The 16,788-nt window shown below is 64.6% G+C and carries 22 protein-coding genes; 14 read left to right on the top strand and 8 right to left on the bottom strand.

Translation table 11 applies throughout. The features are described from left to right. The first annotated feature begins 637 nt into the window (after positions 1–637). Positions 638–820, top strand: a complete 183-nt coding sequence (locus AC3ZJJ_RS13285; protein WP_489892287.1) for a hypothetical protein — start codon at positions 638–640, stop codon at positions 818–820. 96 nt (positions 821–916) lie between these two features. On the opposite strand, the gene AC3ZJJ_RS13290 is transcribed toward AC3ZJJ_RS13285, so the two are convergent. Next, a complete protein-coding gene (locus AC3ZJJ_RS13290; RefSeq protein WP_489892288.1) occupies positions 917–1,198 on the bottom strand; it encodes a hypothetical protein in 282 nt (93 codons plus the stop codon). Between the two features lie 265 nt (positions 1,199–1,463). Between AC3ZJJ_RS13290 and AC3ZJJ_RS13295 the strand changes: the two genes are divergently transcribed. The 3 genes from AC3ZJJ_RS13295 (at position 1,464) to AC3ZJJ_RS13305 (ending at position 3,058) form a co-directional block, all read left to right on the top strand. Continuing rightward, positions 1,464–1,742 carry a hypothetical protein gene (locus tag AC3ZJJ_RS13295; protein ID WP_489892289.1) on the top strand — a complete coding sequence of 93 codons (279 nt, stop codon included), beginning with the start codon at positions 1,464–1,466 and terminating at the stop codon, positions 1,740–1,742. 350 nt (positions 1,743–2,092) lie between these two features. Continuing rightward, entirely contained in the window at positions 2,093–2,335 is a 243-nt protein-coding gene (locus AC3ZJJ_RS13300) for a hypothetical protein (RefSeq protein ID WP_489892290.1), read from the top strand. Positions 2,336–2,362: 27 nt separating this feature from the next. After that, positions 2,363–3,058, top strand: coding sequence for a hypothetical protein (locus AC3ZJJ_RS13305; protein ID WP_489892292.1), 696 nt, complete (start codon positions 2,363–2,365; stop codon positions 3,056–3,058). Positions 3,059–3,507: 449 nt separating this feature from the next. Here the strand turns inward: AC3ZJJ_RS13305 and AC3ZJJ_RS13310 are convergent, their stop codons facing one another. From AC3ZJJ_RS13310 to istA, 4 genes are all read right to left on the bottom strand, one after another. Next, positions 3,508–3,747, bottom strand: coding sequence for a transcriptional regulator (locus tag AC3ZJJ_RS13310; protein WP_489895847.1), 240 nt, complete (start codon positions 3,745–3,747; stop codon positions 3,508–3,510). A gap of 56 nt (positions 3,748–3,803) precedes the next feature. Next, a complete protein-coding gene (locus AC3ZJJ_RS13315; RefSeq protein ID WP_489892293.1) occupies positions 3,804–4,262 on the bottom strand; it encodes a hypothetical protein in 459 nt (152 codons plus the stop codon). A 163-nt stretch (positions 4,263–4,425) separates the two neighbouring features. After that, complete coding sequence (gene istB / locus AC3ZJJ_RS13320; RefSeq protein ID WP_489892294.1) at positions 4,426–5,247, bottom strand: IS21-like element helper ATPase IstB; 822 nt, start codon at positions 5,245–5,247, stop codon at positions 4,426–4,428. After that, positions 5,244–6,992 (bottom strand): IS21 family transposase, encoded by a 1,749-nt coding sequence (istA, locus tag AC3ZJJ_RS13325; RefSeq protein WP_489892295.1) that lies wholly within the window; start codon positions 6,990–6,992, stop codon positions 5,244–5,246. Before istA ends, istB begins: the two co-directional genes overlap by 4 nt. Before the next feature lie 198 nt (positions 6,993–7,190). On the opposite strand from istA, the gene srmL reads away from it, so the two are divergent. Next, complete coding sequence (gene srmL, locus AC3ZJJ_RS13330; protein ID WP_489892296.1) at positions 7,191–7,901, top strand: PheS-related mystery ligase SrmL; 711 nt, start codon at positions 7,191–7,193, stop codon at positions 7,899–7,901. A gap of 343 nt (positions 7,902–8,244) precedes the next feature. Next, the gene (locus tag AC3ZJJ_RS13335; RefSeq protein WP_489892297.1) at positions 8,245–8,838 is read left to right on the top strand and encodes a hypothetical protein; all 594 of its coding nucleotides are present in this window, start codon (positions 8,245–8,247) and stop codon (positions 8,836–8,838) included. 244 nt (positions 8,839–9,082) lie between these two features. On the opposite strand, the gene AC3ZJJ_RS13340 is transcribed toward AC3ZJJ_RS13335, so the two are convergent. Then, positions 9,083–9,322 (bottom strand): hypothetical protein, encoded by a 240-nt coding sequence (locus AC3ZJJ_RS13340; protein ID WP_489892298.1) that lies wholly within the window; start codon positions 9,320–9,322, stop codon positions 9,083–9,085. Positions 9,323–9,815: 493 nt separating this feature from the next. Continuing rightward, positions 9,816–10,937 (bottom strand): hypothetical protein, encoded by a 1,122-nt coding sequence (locus AC3ZJJ_RS13345; RefSeq protein WP_489892299.1) that lies wholly within the window; start codon positions 10,935–10,937, stop codon positions 9,816–9,818. A 144-nt stretch (positions 10,938–11,081) separates the two neighbouring features. Here AC3ZJJ_RS13345 and AC3ZJJ_RS13350 point away from each other — a divergent pair, with 144 nt between their 5' ends. The 3 genes from AC3ZJJ_RS13350 (at position 11,082) to AC3ZJJ_RS13360 (ending at position 12,771) form a co-directional block, all read left to right on the top strand. Continuing rightward, positions 11,082–11,651: a hypothetical protein gene (locus AC3ZJJ_RS13350; protein ID WP_489892300.1), complete on the top strand. Its 570-nt coding sequence runs from the start codon at positions 11,082–11,084 to the stop codon at positions 11,649–11,651. Positions 11,652–11,655: 4 nt separating this feature from the next. Then, entirely contained in the window at positions 11,656–11,949 is a 294-nt protein-coding gene (locus AC3ZJJ_RS13355; protein WP_489892301.1) for a DUF2283 domain-containing protein, read from the top strand. A 648-nt stretch (positions 11,950–12,597) separates the two neighbouring features. Beyond that, positions 12,598–12,771, top strand: coding sequence for a hypothetical protein (locus AC3ZJJ_RS13360; protein WP_489892302.1), 174 nt, complete (start codon positions 12,598–12,600; stop codon positions 12,769–12,771). A 208-nt stretch (positions 12,772–12,979) separates the two neighbouring features. On the opposite strand, the gene AC3ZJJ_RS13365 is transcribed toward AC3ZJJ_RS13360, so the two are convergent. Continuing rightward, on the bottom strand, positions 12,980–13,453 hold the full coding sequence (locus tag AC3ZJJ_RS13365) for a hypothetical protein (protein ID WP_489892303.1): 474 nt from the start codon (positions 13,451–13,453) through the stop codon (positions 12,980–12,982). A gap of 37 nt (positions 13,454–13,490) precedes the next feature. Between AC3ZJJ_RS13365 and AC3ZJJ_RS13370 the strand changes: the two genes are divergently transcribed. The 5 genes from AC3ZJJ_RS13370 to AC3ZJJ_RS13390 all read left to right on the top strand — a co-directional run bounded on the left by AC3ZJJ_RS13370 (position 13,491) and on the right by AC3ZJJ_RS13390 (position 16,661). Then, complete coding sequence (locus AC3ZJJ_RS13370; RefSeq protein WP_489892304.1) at positions 13,491–14,156, top strand: hypothetical protein; 666 nt, start codon at positions 13,491–13,493, stop codon at positions 14,154–14,156. A 645-nt stretch (positions 14,157–14,801) separates the two neighbouring features. Next, entirely contained in the window at positions 14,802–15,053 is a 252-nt protein-coding gene (locus AC3ZJJ_RS13375) for a hypothetical protein (RefSeq protein ID WP_489892305.1), read from the top strand. 406 nt (positions 15,054–15,459) lie between these two features. Next, positions 15,460–15,762: a DUF4193 family protein gene (locus AC3ZJJ_RS13380; protein WP_489892306.1), complete on the top strand. Its 303-nt coding sequence runs from the start codon at positions 15,460–15,462 to the stop codon at positions 15,760–15,762. 195 nt (positions 15,763–15,957) lie between these two features. Then, complete coding sequence (locus tag AC3ZJJ_RS13385; RefSeq protein WP_489892307.1) at positions 15,958–16,125, top strand: DUF3117 domain-containing protein; 168 nt, start codon at positions 15,958–15,960, stop codon at positions 16,123–16,125. A 392-nt stretch (positions 16,126–16,517) separates the two neighbouring features. Then, complete coding sequence (locus AC3ZJJ_RS13390) at positions 16,518–16,661, top strand: hypothetical protein (RefSeq protein ID WP_489892308.1); 144 nt, start codon at positions 16,518–16,520, stop codon at positions 16,659–16,661. Positions 16,662–16,788: the final 127 nt, after the last annotated feature.

A 16,788-nucleotide genomic window follows, 5' to 3' on the forward strand; every position in this document is an offset into this window, starting at 1 on the left:
TACGCCTCGCAGACCCAGCAATGGCACCGTCCAACATTCGCCAGGTTGCAGCGTCCCCATGTCGGTTCCTCCGTTGGCGGACTCGGAACCGATTCCGATCGGATCGCCTAGGTGGTCGTTGTTGACGACCAGCAATAAGGGCCACGCCGAATCAGTAGAGATGCCGCCGGATCCCCAGAGATAAGATCTTTCCCTGACCTTCACGATGTAGCTGTACATGATCCGGCAATCCCCCAAACTCCAAGGCAAGAATCGTGGACACCAATAGAGCGCTCTGCTGTCGAGAAGTCAACGGCAATGCGCATTGGAATTAAGGGCGCCGCAATGGCGGCTCTGCCCTAGCGACCGCGCTACCCTCGGCTCCGTACACGACCACTGGTCTGCGAGGCAGATCCGTCCGTGCGAGAGCGGGGCTTCTACGATCGTGGCACGGCGTCGCGGCAGGTGGACGGTCACCCCCGTTAGCGGCACCCATTCACAAATCAAGGTCCTGATTCCGCGAGAAGCAGGCTCCTAGTGGACCTCTGAATCCGATGTGTACCAGTAACGTGCCAACGCGTGGTTTACGCCGGCGTGGACAAGACGCGAACCCCGCGATTCCCTCATCTGGCGACATCGGTCGGGGCAGAATGGGGCCATGGGAATCTTCAAGCGCACGGAGCCACGCGTCGACGAGTCGATCGCCCCGGCCGACGCCGGCACCGTCACGGGGATCGGCCTCGCCGCCACGGCACAGGCCCCCTTCGACAACAGATGGGCCGCCAGCGCAGATGGGGGCGGGGGAGGCGGTGCCGGCGGGGACGGCGGCGGAGGCTGCTAACACCCCGGCGAGGCCGTGGCCGTGGGGGCGTCGAGGCTGGCGAGCCTCTCCCGTGGCTCGCGCGTCGGCGCCAGTTCCACGTACCGCCGTCGTGAACTAGTCGCCGTCGCCGTCGCACAGCCACGACATGCCGACGTGCGGCGCGGGCTGCGCCTCTCCGAGGAATGCCTGGCCGGTTCCCCCGGCACGCAACATGGGAAGGTCCTTCTCGAATTCGGGAGCGTCCGGGACATCGGTGGCAAAAGACTCCACATACACGCCGGGCCCACCCGCGGGGGCTTCGCTCGGCGGACTCCAACATGCCGCATCGCCGCCGTGCTGCACGCGAACAACGTGCACGGGGCCGGGCTGTCCGACATCACCCTCGAATGGTTCCATGCGCGCCTCCTGCTCGTGCGTCGCTTCAGTGTATGGGCGGCTTCCGGCCACCGTAAGTCCTTCCATCCCGACGAACGCCATACCGAACTCTCCGGGGCCGGTCCCGAGCCGGAAAGCAGTTCGCAGCCCGGCGCGGACACGAATATGGCGGACGGGCCGGTGCAGGACGCCGCCGCCCAGGTCTCGCCACCGGTGCGCATTCCGGACCAGAATCGTTCCTACGACGACTCGGACACCAGTTTCGGGACGCAAGGGGGGCAGAACAATGGGCGGACTGGCGGAACGGGGGCGCGAGGTGGTGGACCGGGCCCTGCGCGTCCCCGGCATCGACTCCGGCGGACTCTGGTTCGCCTACCTGGGGCTCGGCGGAACCCACGGCCACCCCGAGATCAGGGCGCACCTCGATGGGCGGTTGGCCCTGCCTCCGCTGGAAGAGGACCTTTTGGCCGAAGCCGCGCGGGAACTCCTGGAGGCACGCCGGCCGCTTCCATCCACCATTCATGGCAACACACCGGATCCGGAACCCCACTCCCCCGGGCAATAGCGCGCCCGGTCAGCGGGTGCCGCCGCTGCCGGCCGCCGGCCGCGCGGGAACCGTGCTACAGCCGCCGCGTCGGCCCGGCTTCCGGCCGGCGCCTCCGTAGCGACGGGGCAGGGGCAACCCGCCGGCCAAGACGCAGGCCGAACGGTGTCCTGGACGTTCAGCCGCCCCACCACACGCGGCGCACCTCCCCATGCCCGACGTGAACGACAATTCGCGGGCGACGGATGCAGGTGCCGCGGGGCGCGGATCGCGGCCTAGGTCGTGGGGCGGGGCCGGACGGGCGGCGTCCGGGTTGTGCGGGTCCCTTCCCACGTCTTGGCCCATGGTTTGGCGCATGGCAGTTTGGGGCCATGGCCGGCGAACGGGATTTGAAGCTGTACCTGGAACTGAATGTCCACGTCGACGACACGGACAGGTTGCGGGACCATGCCCTCGAGTGGGTGCGAGAACACCTGACCGATTACCCCGCCGCCTTGCGCGAGGCGGTGCGGGAGGCCGTGGCGGATCCCGTCAGCGCCCTGGAGCTGACCATCGACCCCGACCGGCTGGTCGAGGGCTTCCCCGGAGTCTCGGGAACCGAGGCGACCTGGTAGGCCGAGGAGGCCACGCCGGAACGCCGTGTGGAGACCGCGGCGGAGCCTTCCACGAGCCGACAACAGCCCCACCCGAAGGTCGCGGACATCGCCGCCTCCGTCCTTGCCGCGGCGGAGGAGATGCGCGGCGTGCCCCTGCAACGCCTGGGATACGACGAAACCGAAGCTGACCCCGACCTGAGGGCACAATCCCTCCGCCGCGCCGCGTCGTTGGCTGGCGCGATGCACTGGTCCTGCGAAATCCTCATCGACGAGCTCTTCCACGACATCCACGTCCTCCGCCAGCCTCCCGGCTGCGTGTCCGGAACCCTGAGGATCGGCGACCTCCCGCCGCTACACGCCCCCCGGTACAACGTCCTCTTCGCCCAAAGGTTCCTCACCGTGGCCGTGGAGCTGGGAGCGGCCCTGGTCACCGCCTTCCACTCCCCCACGTGTGTCGCCCAGGAACTCGCCCTGCTCCTCGTCCTGGACGGCGTGGAAGGCATGGCCGCGACCTACCCGGAGCTGGAGCTCGCCCCGGGGTGGCGCAACCGGGTCGAGGAGTCCCTGTTCCAGGACTCGGAAAACGAAACCGCCTTCGACCGGGCACTGCACGGCACCAGCGCTGCCCTTGATTATCCGGGCACTGGGAATCCCGATCCTGCCTTCTGGTTCGACCCCTTCGCGGGACGCGGCGTCAACCCATACGCGGCCAACGACCCCAAGCCCTTCCACGACGCCTAGACCCGGCACAGGAACAACCGAGTCCTGCCCTCAACGCCTGTCCCCTGGTTCTCCGCAACTCATGCCAACCGTCAGGACGAGCTCTAAGACCTCACGCCAAAGATGTCTGATTGTGTCAACGGTAAATGGCCCCGGTAGGACGGATACATGTGGCCCCACTTCGTGACTCGCCGAGACGCTGGTACCGACTTATGAGCACCGATGAATAAGCTCCGTGGGGTGAAGGGTCCTCCTAGGCCCGTCGGGCCTTGAAACCTGATCGGTGAAGGACGACCTGGCGGCAGCAACTTGTCATGGCCTAGACCAAGAGGCGAACTGATCTGACACCCGGTTCGACATTAATCGGCTTCTTCGGCCGGGTCGTGCGGCGCCAAAGGCGAGCAGCATCGAATCGAACGATTGGGGGGTGCTGCGCGAGCCGCGAAGCGTGAATGGTGTATGCCGTGGCTTTAGTGCTCTCCGTGCAATAAGGCCTCGAGCGCTCGACGGTGTCGGCTATATGCGGCACTGCCAGCGCGTGTGATTGTGTAGGTCGTCGTGCTGCCGTGCCCGCGTCCGGACTTGCTGACCTTGACGTAATTTGCGGCTCGCAGCGCTGACATCTGCTTGGACAGGTCTGAGTCCGAAAGTTGGAGGTGGTCGCGCAGGAAGGCGAAGTCAGTGCCACTGCTGGCGGCGAGGATAGCCATCGCGGCCAGTCGCTTAGGAGCATGAATGACCGCATCCAAGTCGGTCAGGGGTGAACTCACACCAATCGGTCCCGGACTTGCTGCACAGCGCGGGGATACAGAACCCGCTCATATATCCAGGTAGTGGCCAGCGTCGTGACGAAAAAGGCGCTGAGCCCGCTTTGCCATCCGAGGAAAATCCACATCACCACGCTGACCGCCAGAGACCCAGCGAATGCCAGGCAGAACCAGCGATAGACCCGCTTGATCTCGTCCGGAGCCGAACTCATTTTCGGTGACGTACCCGACTTGGCCCGATGAGCGACGTAAAACACGCCCACGGCGATGATGGCCACGGCATACAGACCCATCCCTGCTACCCCGCGCCCCTGACTGATGAGCAGAGGGCCCGCCACCATGGCGGTGAAGAAACCCGCCATCAGTAGTGGGTACCACCACTGACTGACCGGCTCATTCACGAACGGGGCGGCAGCGGCCCGCTTAACATCGCGCAGGGTGTCTTCGGTATTTTCCATAATGGAAAGCTTGTCAGGTAGTTTCCACTTGCGCAACCCTCAAGTGAGTTATCTACCTGATAGTGCCGGCTCCTCGACCCGTCTCGGCCGCGGTTCTGATGACTCCGTTCCACCATTTGGACAAGGTGAACAAAGCACGCTCGGGTTGAGGTCTCCTGCTCCGCTATCTAACTGATACTTGGGCGAGGGTGTGGGCGAGGCGGTAGGAGTCGGTGCCGGTTTCGATAATGGCTCCGTTGAAGATGAGCCGGTCGACGATCGCGGCGCAGAGGCGCGGGTCGGTGAAGGTCTTCGTCCATCCTGAGAAGGACTCGTTGGACGCGATCGCGATGGAGTTCTTCTCTTCGCGTTCGGTGAGGACCTGGAAGAGGAGCTCGGCGCCTCGCCGGTCGAGTTCCATATAGCCGAGCTCGTCAATACAGAGCAGGTCGACCCGCCCGTACCGGGCGATGGTACGGGCGAGGTTTTTCTCGTCGGCTGCTTCCACGAGTTCGTTCACAAGCCTCGTAGCGAGGGTGTATTTCACCCGGTACCCCTTCTCCGCTGCTGCGGTTCCCAGCCCAATGAGGAGGTGCGATTTCCCGGTCCCGGAGTCCCCAATCAGGCAGAGCGGCCGTCCTTTCCGGATCCAGTCCCCGGTCGCCAACGTGTGGATCGTCGCGGCGTTGATGTTCGGGTTCGCGTCGAAGTCGAAGTCCCCGAGCCACTTATCCCGCGGAAAACTCGCCGCTTTCACCCGTCGGCTCGAGGAGCGGCGGTCCCGGTCGTCGCACTCTGCCAGCAGCAGCTCTGCCAGGAACCCCTGGTAGGAGAGCTGTTCCTTCCCTGCGACGGTCAGAGCCTCGTCGAGGACCGCCCTGATCGTGGGAAGCCGTAGTCTGCGGCACGCCTGGTCCACGGCCGCGACGGCGGCCTGCTCGGTCAGTCCGCGGCGTCGGCGCAGCGTAGGAGTCACCGTGGTGGTCGAGGTGGTGGTGGGGCTCATGAGATGTTCTCCTTCGAAATGCTGACGGACGCGCTGTTCAAGGTGCCTGCGGACGTGCTTGCTGAATTTCCTGAGGAGCGTTTGGCGAGCAGCTCGTCGTACGAGCTGACGGACGGGATCGGGCGGCTGTCGGGTGGCAGGCCGGCAATGACAGCGGCCGGGTCCATGAGCCGACGTTGGGTCAGACTGACAACCCGTTGCACTTTGTCCTCGGCGCGAGCACCACGATGAGTGTCGGAATGACGGTCCGAACTGGACCCACCCACCGATGCCAGGTCCTTGTTGTTGGTCAGGTGCTCGGTCGCGTGTCGGCGGGCTTCGACCGCGATGACGTCGGCACTGACAGCCCCCACCTGCAGGGCCGCCCGGATCCCGGCTTCGATGTCCTGGGCGTGCATGAACCGGTGCAGGAGCAGGACGTCGATGAGTTCCCGGGTCCCCTCCGCGTCACCGTTGACCCGCCGGGACGCAGCCCAAAACGCTTCATGGGCGCTGGTGAACGAACCAGCCTCCCGGGCCCTAGCCAAAGCAGTGGAACCAGGGAACGCTCCGGGCTTGGTTTTGAGGACCTCGAGGTAATGATCGAGCTGCACCGACTGACCGTGCTTGACGGTGATCCGCTGATGCCTGGCCACGATAGTGCGCCCGTCGAAGACCACGACCTCGGACGCCCGCAGTGAGACCCGGACCTTCCGTCCGATGAACCGTGCCGGGACCGAGTACTTCACCATCCTGACGGTGATCATCGAGGACCGGTCCACCCTCGGCGTCAGCACCAGCCCGGGATCGAACGTCTCCGCCGGCAGAGGCGCGAAATGCGGCTGTTCCGTGTCGTAGTCCTGGCCGACGGTGCGGATCCTGTCGTTGATCCGTCGCCCGTCGTCTTCTGCTTCCCAGACCCGGATGCGGTCGTTGAGCTCATCCAGGGACGTGACGACGGGCATCGGGGAGAGCCGGTTGCGGCGGAACCGGCCCACCTCACCCTCGACCCCGCCTTTCTCGTGGGCGCCGCTGATGCCGGGCTGGCAGTAGAACGCGTCGAAGCCGTAGTGGTAGCGGAAGAGCATCCACCGGTCGTTTTCGACCCGCTGCCGTCCTTGCCCAAACACCACCGACGTGACCGCAGCAGTGAGGTTGTCGTATCGGATGTGTCTGGTCGGGATACCGCCGAGAGCGGTGAACGCGTCGATGTGTCCCTCGAGGAACGCTTCCTGCGCCTGAGTCGGATACACACGGTGAATGGCCTTCCCGGAGGAGGACAGCCGATAGACGAACATGTGGCACTTCGTCTTCACACCGTCCAGGACGACCCAGACCTCACCGAAGTCCACCTCGGCCTCCGCCCCCGGTGCATGCTCCTGCGGGACGAACACCTCCACCCTGCGACCGGCCTCAACATCGATCTCCGCACGACGAACCCGGACGTAGTCCCGCACCGTGGAATACGACAGATCTCCGGCCCCGTGCTCCTCGACTAGCCGGGCAAGGATCCTGCGGGCCGTATGACGTTGCTTCCGCGGTGCTGTCGTGTCCTCGACGAGCATCGCGTCGATAGCTGGCTTAAAGGACTCGAGCCTCCGGGACACGCCCCGCCGGGGTTTACGCTCCGGCGGCTCCGACGAAACAAGAGCCTGCCGAACCGTTCTTCTGTGAACCCCATGCCTGACCGCCAACGCGCGAACTGAGAGGCCCTCAACGCGGGCGTCTCTACGAATCAGCGCGAACAGCTCCACTCTTGACTCCATCCGAACCAGCCTTCCGTCGCACTCATCAACTGATGAGATCAACGGTGGCGGTGGGGCCACACATAACCGTCACAACGAGCCCGGCGAGTCATGACGTGGGGCCAGATATATCCGTCCTATCGGGGCCATCCAAACCTGTCATAACCAGTTTACCGGCGTGACGCGATCGACCGGACCCATGTGGGAACCCCCCACCAAGTGGACCTGTGGAGAGTTTCCTCCGGGACCACCCTTACACCCACCGACCTCGAATCCATGATCGGTCAGCTGGTCGAGGCCGTACTCCCCGGGGCGCAGTGGCGGGCCGTCCCCGCCGAGCACCCGTACACGACGAACGGGAGGCAGGTTGATGTGCTGGTGGAAGACGAATGGCTGGAACTGGCCGAGTGCGGCATGATGCCGGCCCGGCTCTTCGAGGAGGCGGGCCTGGACCCGGCCCACTGGTCGGGGCTGGCCCTCGGTATGGGCCTGGATCGGGCGTTGATGCTCCGAAAAGGCATACCCGACATCCGGCTTCTGCGGTCAACGGACGAACGGATCAGAGTTCAAATGCTGGACCTCTCGCCATGGCGTCCGGTGTCCCTGATGCCCAGCATCTTCCGGGACATTTCCATCGTTGTCCCGGAAGACTCCGACGATGAGACGCTCGGCGACGAGGTTCGGGCCGCCCTGGGCGAACGCTCCGAGAATCTTGAATCGGTGGAGCTCCTGGCCCTGACGTCCTACGACGACCTCCCCCAGGGGGCGAGGTTCCGGCTGCAACTGGATAGCTCGCAGTTGAACGCGTTGCTGCGCATCACCTTGCGGCCTTTGTCTCGGACCCTCACCGATAAGGAAACGAACGGAATCCGCAACGAGATCTACCGAGCCCTCCACCAAGGACCAGTGTTGGAACTTATTGATGCCTAGCCCCGGCAAAGCTGCAGCGACGCCAATGCACGATCCCGCAAGAAGTGGCGATGCGCCTGAATGGCCCTGACAGCGAGGGCACCGCGCCTGACGGTGCCCTCGCTACTAAGTTCACGCGGCTTGCTCGACCAGTCCCACCGCGCATTCAACCCCATACATCGCCGTTTTCAATCGGGATTCAGCCAAGGAGCTGCCTTACCGTCTGTGGGTACCGAGGCACACCCTTGAGAAGTGCCGGTGGGAACAGTGGCACAGGTAGATGGATCGCGATTCTAGGCCGTGCTTTTCGGACAGTTGTGGGAGGGCCCCGGATGGACGGGCCGGCACATGACAGGATGTGCCCATGAAGAAGAAGGGCCAATCGCGGAAAAGGATCCTCAAACTGCTGCAGCGGTCCCTGACCGACAGCGTTCCCGTCCGGATCGTTCGTAGCGTGGCTCCGGACGAAACCCTCGACGGCATCGTGCTGGATTTGAAGCGGGACTGGATCCTGCTCGCCAAAATCCGAGACGGAGGATACTTCGACGGCTATAGCATCGCGAGACCCGCCGATTTCCGCCGCGTGCACACCGACGCCAGGTTCCTGCCGTTCCTGCGCGAGCACCAGACTTGGCCGCCGGGCAAACCGGGGGGACCCATTGACCTTTCCAGCCCACCCAGTTTCATCTCCGCCGCTGCGGGTCTCGCCGATGTCGTGACCCTCTTCGCAGAATCCAGGCGCCCAGACATGTGCTGGATTGGTTCACCGGCGGACTGGGGAAAGAAATCCGTTTGGATCCTGACGATCGATCCCGATACGACGTGGGACAAATACATGACCCAGTTCAAGTTCAAGCACCTGACCCGAATCGATTTCGCTGACGACTACAACAAAGCCCTGGTGAAGTTGGCCGGCCCGAAACCCCCACCAACAACAACACACGCACAACCAAGCTAACGATCCAACCGGACGCTGACTCATTAGGTGCCTCGCACACTAACGACTATTGCCCCAGACCACAGACCAGCCAGGCTCGTCCTTGGCTCGTGTGAGTAGCAAGACGTCGTCGAGTCACTTCAACGACTCGCCCCCGTTGGCCTTGGTGGTTCTCTATCCGTCTTAGCCCGCCGAATCCGGGGCAGGGTTTCTCACCGGTTCGAGGTGCGCGGGCGGGTGGGGGCACTCGTCTTGCCAGTCAACGTCACGGACGCCAACGGATCCCGCCGTCCGAACAGAATGTCGTTTCAGCGACTTGATCATCAAGACAGGCTGCGTCCATGAGCTCCCTTCCGTCAATCGGCTCGGCGAGCTTCACCATCACGGGAACACTGTCGTTATCTGGGCAGGTGTGCGCACCTTCCGGCAATGGCGCGACATTGGCCCGGATCAGGATCCGATCTTCCTCGAAGTGGACTTCCGGCATCAGCGTTTCCCCGGTCACGCCCCCAGAACAATCGAGGCGAACGACTCCCAGCTGCAAAGTAGTCGATTCCGAGGACACTTCGGCCGCTCTGAGCAATGTCCAAGTTCCAGGCGCGGACGCCCGCTGTTCCACCTGCCCAGACGGTGGGGACTGAGCCCCGGGCGCGCACGCCGCCAGGGTGGCTATGCCGAGGACCGTCGCCCCGAGAAGGCAAAGTGAGCGCATGTCTTGAACCTAGTGGCGAAGGATCGATAAAGCAGGACAAGAGCCCCAGGTTGCCTAGAAGTGACCTCCACCGGATTCCCGGGAACGATCGCGATCTTAGGCGCGAGGAGTACCGGCGCGGAACTTTGGATATCTGCTGCCCACGCAATGCGCCATCTCCCCGCCCGGGATGAAGGGGCATCCCGTAGATGGTGGCTTACAGAACCAGCGTCTGACACACGGCCAGACCGCGGTTCTCGGCTCATTCATGCCGGGAATCAGCCTCACCCCATACGGATATGCCGCGCTAGACCTCCAGGATCCCGTCCCTCGCTTCGCGGATGTCCGGGAGAGCATTCGTGTCTAGATCTTCCATGAATTCGAGACCTGCATAGCGGTCGAACTTGATGCGTCCCGCATCGTCGAAGACCCTCATGCTGCGGCGGATCCTCCCGGCCGGAAAATAGGGGTGGCGGCAAGTCACCTGAACCACGGTCTGGGGCCACTCACCAAGTACTTCCACGCGTGTTTCGTGGACACCCTCGGCCAGCGGGCTGGTGGTTCCATCCGCCGCTCGCCAATAGGAATCAGCGTTGGCAAACTGATCCGCCAGCGCACTTACCGCCTGCGTCTTCTGCGCATCGGTCAAGGTCACCCGCTTCCATCGGGTCCCGGCCACAGCGGAAAGATCGATTCGCACGGGATCATGGCCGGTAGCCCAGGGGTTGTAGTACCAACCGAGCCGTTCCGGCGCGACAGGGGTCCCCCACCCCTCGGCAACGTAGTCCCTGAACCTCACCCGGGCGGGCCATTGATCGACGGCACCCAAAGTCAGGGCTGCGCACCGGTATTCGAAGTTGATCCCGACCCCGTCGCGGTGGGCCACGGGCGGGGACGGGTTCACGAACAGCACATGCCCCCGGTCCCCTTCCTGGACGGCGTTGACGTGGCGGTCCACTTCCAGCGTTCGCGTCGGCCGCCCGGGCAGGTGGATGTGTAGCCTCGTTGGAGCCGCCCAGTCCCTCGGCAGGTCACCACCGCGGTACCCGTCGTCGATTTCCTCGCCCATGGAGTCACTCGTCCACAGTCCGGCACGTGTCGCGCCCACGACCGATACTCCTTCTGCGCGGACACGCCCAAGTGATCCGTCCGTGCCGATACGCACCGCGAGCACCTGGGACGATGCCCGCAACGCCGGGTACTGGCCTTCCCCGCCGTCATCGTCGCTCGCGTAAACGACCCACAGCGCGTCCAATGCCGGATATACCGACACATGCGGGGCGAACAGTCCGACATCAAGTTCCGGCCACGTGAGAAACAGATCAGGGAAGGCCTCGCGACGGACCAGGGCCACCGGCCGTTCCTCGTCGACGAAAAACGTTGCCTTGCCAATCGTGGTGCGCGGCAAGGGTGACATCCAGTCGGTCATGGCTCGATGCTAACAATCGAACGATTGCGGTCACCTGTTGAACGGGCAGCCGCCTCACAGATCGTATGTCGCAAGGCATTCTGTCGAGAAGCCCGGCGGAGTTCACGGGCAGAGCCAATATCGGGCTCGTGACAGGATGGGCGAATGGGCACCACAGGCATCAGCCAGCTGCAGCACATCATCGTGAACGGCCGTATCGACGATGCCGTGGAATGCGCATCGAAACTGAGCGCGGAGCACATCTGGTCGCTGATCGATGAAGGCCGGATTGAGGAGGCTGCGGAACAGCACGATCAGTTCATTCGCCGCCTGGTCATGTCCGCGTCCGGGAGGTTTTCCGCATACAGGAAAGCGGAGCTTGTACTGCAGCTGACCCGGATCTACATCACGGCACTTTCCTACCTCCCCAACGCCTTTTTGGCGGACCGGGACATGAGCCTTGCCGGCGCCAGTGCGGTAGCCGCTCAACTGCGCCAAGACATCGAATGGATGGAACTGCTCGTCGGGTGTCCGGACAGGGTCCTGCCAGCGGACACCCACGCCCGCTTCCAGTCCTACGCGGCCCAGCTGGCCGACATGGACTTCACCATCCGTGAGGACGAGAGCCGACCGCACGAAGAGAGGGTCCTCAAAGAGTTCAAGCGCATCGGCGAGGACACGGACGCCTGGCTCGAACGCTACCGCGGAAACCAGACACCGATCGCCCATGAGTAGGCCGATGGCGATGTCTTACGACCCGGAGTCGGGTGCGGCCTACATCGCGGAGACCGGCGCGCTCGTGGCGGAAACCATCGAAATCGAGAACGCTCCACTCCCCTTCATGGTGGTCGTAGATCTGGACAGCACCGGCAAGCCGACCGGCGTTGAACTCATCGGAACACCTGGAGCCTCCGCCCACCAGTTTCTATCCGGCATCGCGGACGGGTCGCTCGGAAAGGCACTGGCACGAGCTGGCTATGGCATTCGCAAGCTCGAGAATGCTCCTGACATCTCCGTCCGGTCGATTAGTTGAGCGAGGCTTAGCTCCACTACATCTCGTGCGGGAATGGGGATTGCCCACAATACGACTTAGAGGGACTTCGGCATCGCATTATGCGCTTGTGGTGGCTCTATAGTTCCGTCGCACATGTCAATCTTTGGCATATCCAAAAGGCCTTTGAAACCGCCCCCAGCGGCGCCGGCCACACCACAGGAAAAATCGGCTTGGCATTACATGACCTCAGCTGGCTATGTGCAGAATCAGTAGCTCGGTTCTACGAGCTTTACGAGCTGCTCGAGCATCTGGAACCCCTGGACCTGCAGGCGGGGTTCGAGGCCTCCCCGTGAAGTCGCCCCCGGCGATGACCCGCTTCCGAGTCGATCCCGTCGTGCCGACCACGGAAGCGTTTACCATTCAGGGATGCGTACCGGTGAACCTTGGGTAGAGTACAGTCGCGATCGACTGCCACCGGGATGGACCTATCCGCTCCGCAGGGACGATATACGACAGGCCCTGTCATTCCGACAGGCGCATCTGGACAACTTGGCGCTTACATGGCTCGGACCGAGGGCCGTGGAGCCAGTGCCCCTGCTGTCGATGCACTGGTTTTCGGACGCAGAGCCGAATTACTTTAGGCTCCCCGACCCGGAACGGACCCCCCTGAGGATGATGCATCACGCCGTGCCCGCGCCCCTGGGCCGGCAGATCGCCGACGACCTGAGGTCCGCGTGGTTGGATCAGGCGGCAGCCTGGGCCAAGGCTGCTCCGGCCAGGGGCAACGCCTGGACGGCCAGCGATCACGAGTGGTCGCTCACCTACACGGCTAAGGGCGGCGTCACGCTCACGGAAAACTAACTGCCTGCACCGGGCAGGGAAGCCGTGTGTTCGCTGCGGAGGGACGAAACGCATCGCATGTGGGTCGCTGCGAAGACGACCCCGGAAGAGGCGCCGCGGTTGAGGTTCCTTCGGCGCACTCCTCCCCCGCCAAGATCCTCGGCGGTGAAAAGCTTTCTCTTCGCAGTATCGGATCGGTGGCGAAAGCCGGTCTGGCTGCGCTACCTGCCTAGTCGGAGGGAAGGGGAAGGGGCGTGAGGTCCGGATAGAGTCCGTCCACTTCTTCCTCGTCCCATGGCGTCCCTGAGGGTTCTCCCTCCGCCATGGTCGACGGGCCCTCCGGGTAATCCTCGTACATGTCCCGGCCACCGCTGGTTCGCAGGTACGCGTCCGCAGCCGTGTAGGCCAGCGCCTCCGCCTCGTAGATCTCGTCGCCGCTCCCGAGCCGTCCGTCCGCTAGTTCCTGCGGATCCCGTTGCACGGCTTCGTAGTAGTCACTGAACGCGGAGATCTCCCGACCGTCGAACTCATGCCCGCCATGGCAGATGTAGGGCATGGCCTGCACAGCGTCTCGTATCCGGCTGGGCCAGCCCACGAATGGGGGCAGGCCGGAAGTGGCCGGCAAGCCTAGCCTGATGGCCGCAGTGGGGGCGAGCCTATCCGCCTCGACAAGGGCGTTGATGAACTGAGTGGTACCGATCATCACGGCGTCCACATCCCCTGGCGCAAACGGAAAGTCTGTGTCGCTGTTCCACATGGTGAAGCACGAGGTGTCCTTCCCCTCCGGCGTCGAGGCGTTCCGACTGGATGCGCTGTTGTGGCGGTTGCCGGCGCCCATGCTGCCCGCCGTGCGCCCGATCCTTGCCGCCTACAAGCGGGCGAAGGTCCCGGTGTGGAATCCGGCGCGGACCCTCGAGCTGGCCGACAGGCGGGCACTGTTCACCCGCTTGACCGCCAAGGACATCTTCGCGCTGCCCTACCGGGACGCGCTGCCCGGCAGCCCGATCGACGCAGGGTCCCTCGCCATGCCCGCCCTGGGCGGGGAGACCCTGGGTGGCGGCGAGGGCGTGCGGGTTCCGGCGGAGATCCGGGAGCCGTGGATCCAGCAGCCGCTCGAGACCAAGCAGGTCCGTGTCCTGGTTGTCGACGGGTTCTCGGTGCGCGGTGAACTGCTGACGTCAGGCGGCGCCCTGCCGTTCAAGGTCGGCCGGGGCCAGGAGGAGATTGCCCTTGCCGCGGCTAGAGCGTGCGGGACGGTTCTGGCGGCCGTGGACATCGCCCAGAGTGGCGCCGTTGCCGCTGTGCACGTGGTCCCGGACATCCCAGCCGCCATTGTCGACGAGACCGCCTACTGGCTGGCCCGCAAGCTGAACGCTCTCAAGACCAAGCCGCAGGGCAGTCCCTGAACCGGCCGGTCCCCCGCGATTCCAGGCCCGAACCCACTGCTCGGAACCCGGTGCCACCGTTCGATACCGCGACGGGCACGCGGCCAGGGACCCAACGGTCCCCGGCCGCGTGCGGCCGCCCAGCTACCCAACGCCGGAAACCCCCAAGATCCCCGCCATTAAGCCATGGCCGTGTGCCACAGGCACGGCATTGGCGCGCCTGTGCAGCGCCCCCGCATGCCTGCCTGGTCAGAGCCTGCACCCCGAAGCTCAACGGATGTGCCGCAAAGCCCAAAGATTGCCGCAAGTTCGCCCCGATCGGAAAGGACCGCTCTCGGGGACGAATGTCCAGGCGGCACAAGCCGTCAGTCCCACCGCCGGGCTGAAGCTTCTGCACCGTCGCTTCCCATGTGGTCCCAAGGTTCCACCCAGCCTGGGCCCGTAGTGTCGTCACCACCTCCAAAGGTGCGAGTGATGACGAAGGCCCGGTCTCCCCCAGACCGGGCCTTCATTCCGTCCCGGACCCCGAACGGACCACCGGGCCTTACCGGTGCGAGGCACCACGGTTGTCGAGGCTGCTGCCTCCCATGTCTCCCCACCGGTCGGTCCACGGGCCAGAATCGCTTCCCAGGAACACGACTCCGAAACACAAAGGGGGCCCGGGCGGTGGACATGCAGGGGGAATGGCAGCGCCAGCTGGTGATCCAAGCCCTGAGCGCCCCCGGCATCCACTGCGGCGACCTGTGGTTCGCCTACCTGGGACTGGGCGGCACCTCGAACCGGCAAGGGATCGAGGCACACGTTGAGGGGTCGCTGTCCCTGCCGCCGCTGGAAACCGACCTTCTGGCCGAAGCCGCCCGGGAGCTGCTCCAGGCGCTCCGACCGCTTCCCAAACCCAAACCACACTCCCCGGAGTAGGCCGGCCTCAGGGCGTTGCACGTCAACCGTTCACGGTGCCCGGGTGGGCGGACTGTGTATGGAGCGCAGTGCTGCGGACGGACGCAGTGGATGCGGTAGCTCGGGCCGCCCGATCAAGCGTTTGGTGGCGTGAGCATTTCGAAGAAGGCCGATAACGGCGCATACGTAACCGAGACGTTGATCCAACCAACGCCACGGAGCACGAGTCCTGGCCATCCCGTGGTTCGCGGTGCTCGCCGCCATCGCCCCCCAAGAGACATGGCATTCGCGCTTCCCGCGGCCCCTTGTGTGCCGGCCACCGGCTCCATATGCCGCGTCTCATATTCGCCCAGAGGCGAACCCCCGGGGATGCCCACACCATCTGCTCTACCCTCGACGGACACCCCCATACACGAGGAGCCTCACCATGGCCCAGGACTACGACGAAATGCGCCCCGATGTCGCAGAGGCATCCGAAGCGACGCTGAAGACCGTGCAGACGATGGGCGCCCCCAACGCGCGCAGCATCAACGCCGAACTGGACGAGCTGGACACCTCCGACGGAGTGATCCTCGCCGACGCCGCCTTCTCCGAGGAGGAGCTCACCGTTCGCGTGATCCCCCAGGGCGAGGACGAGTTCACCTGCGGCAGCTGCTTCCTGGTCCGCCACCGGTCCCAGCAGGCCCGCATGACCAAGACCGCCACGTTCTGCAAGGACTGCGAGGACTAGCAGGCCAGCGCCTGCCACACGTCCAGCGTGTGGCAGGCCGGCGCCTCGAACGCATCCGCAATGGCCGCTAACAGCGCTGCGCAGATTCCGGAATAGCATGGATGCAGGTCAAACCGTTCCCGCCCGTGTGGGTTCGTTCAACGTTCGACCCGCGGAGCCACCGTTGCGTGGCACTTAGGAAGGAACACAGCGCCAATGGCTGCGATGAAACCGCGTACCGGAGAAGGGCCCATGGAGGTCACCAAGGAAGGCCGCAGCCTGATCATGCGGGTGCCGCTCGCGGGCGGCGGCCGCCTTGTCCTGGGACTGAACGCGGCCGAGGCGGCCCAGCTGAAGGACTGCCTCGTCGGCGTCACCGAGTAATCCTTCCGACGCGTAGACACAGACCTCGAAGGGTTCGGACGGCAGATGCCGTCCGCACCCTTCTCTGTACCTTGGCGCCAATGCCGACGCATACGTCAACAGACAAGCGATGGGCGTGGTCCCCGGATAGCGGCCGGGGACCACGGCCCGAGAATATCGCAGGAGGTGACTTGCTTGGCGTGTACCCGTCGGGCATGCGGACCTCATCGGTTCGTCTGGTGCTTGGCAGGTGAAACCGGCGTTGGTGGCGGGCCCGCGTAACCCGAGAGACACGCCCACCCGAGGCGGGGGCACCGCGGCCGGCTGCCCTACACAGCCCGCGGAAGTCCTCCGATGGAAGGTTCACCTGGCGTTCGCCGCAGGACCCTACGTGGCTCTTATAGGGTCGGGGCATGACGGTAAAGATCCAGGACGGCGCCACGTACACGATCATCGAGCGTTCCCCTCCTGCCGCGGGGCAGCGGGCCTACTGCTGGTTGGGCGATAACGGTCAAGAGCTCGAGCTCACGGATGAAGAGGCCGCCGAACTTCTCTAGGCCCGGCGGGGTCCTCAGCACGAATGGAGTGGTCCGTCAGTGATGGGGTCCGCGCCGGTGGCTATCCTGGTTCGCGGTTCAATGCCTTCCAAGGCCCCTCGGATGCCTATCCCCCGCCGTCCTTGGT

Source organism: Arthrobacter sp. AOP29-A2-19, from assembly GCF_058138025.1.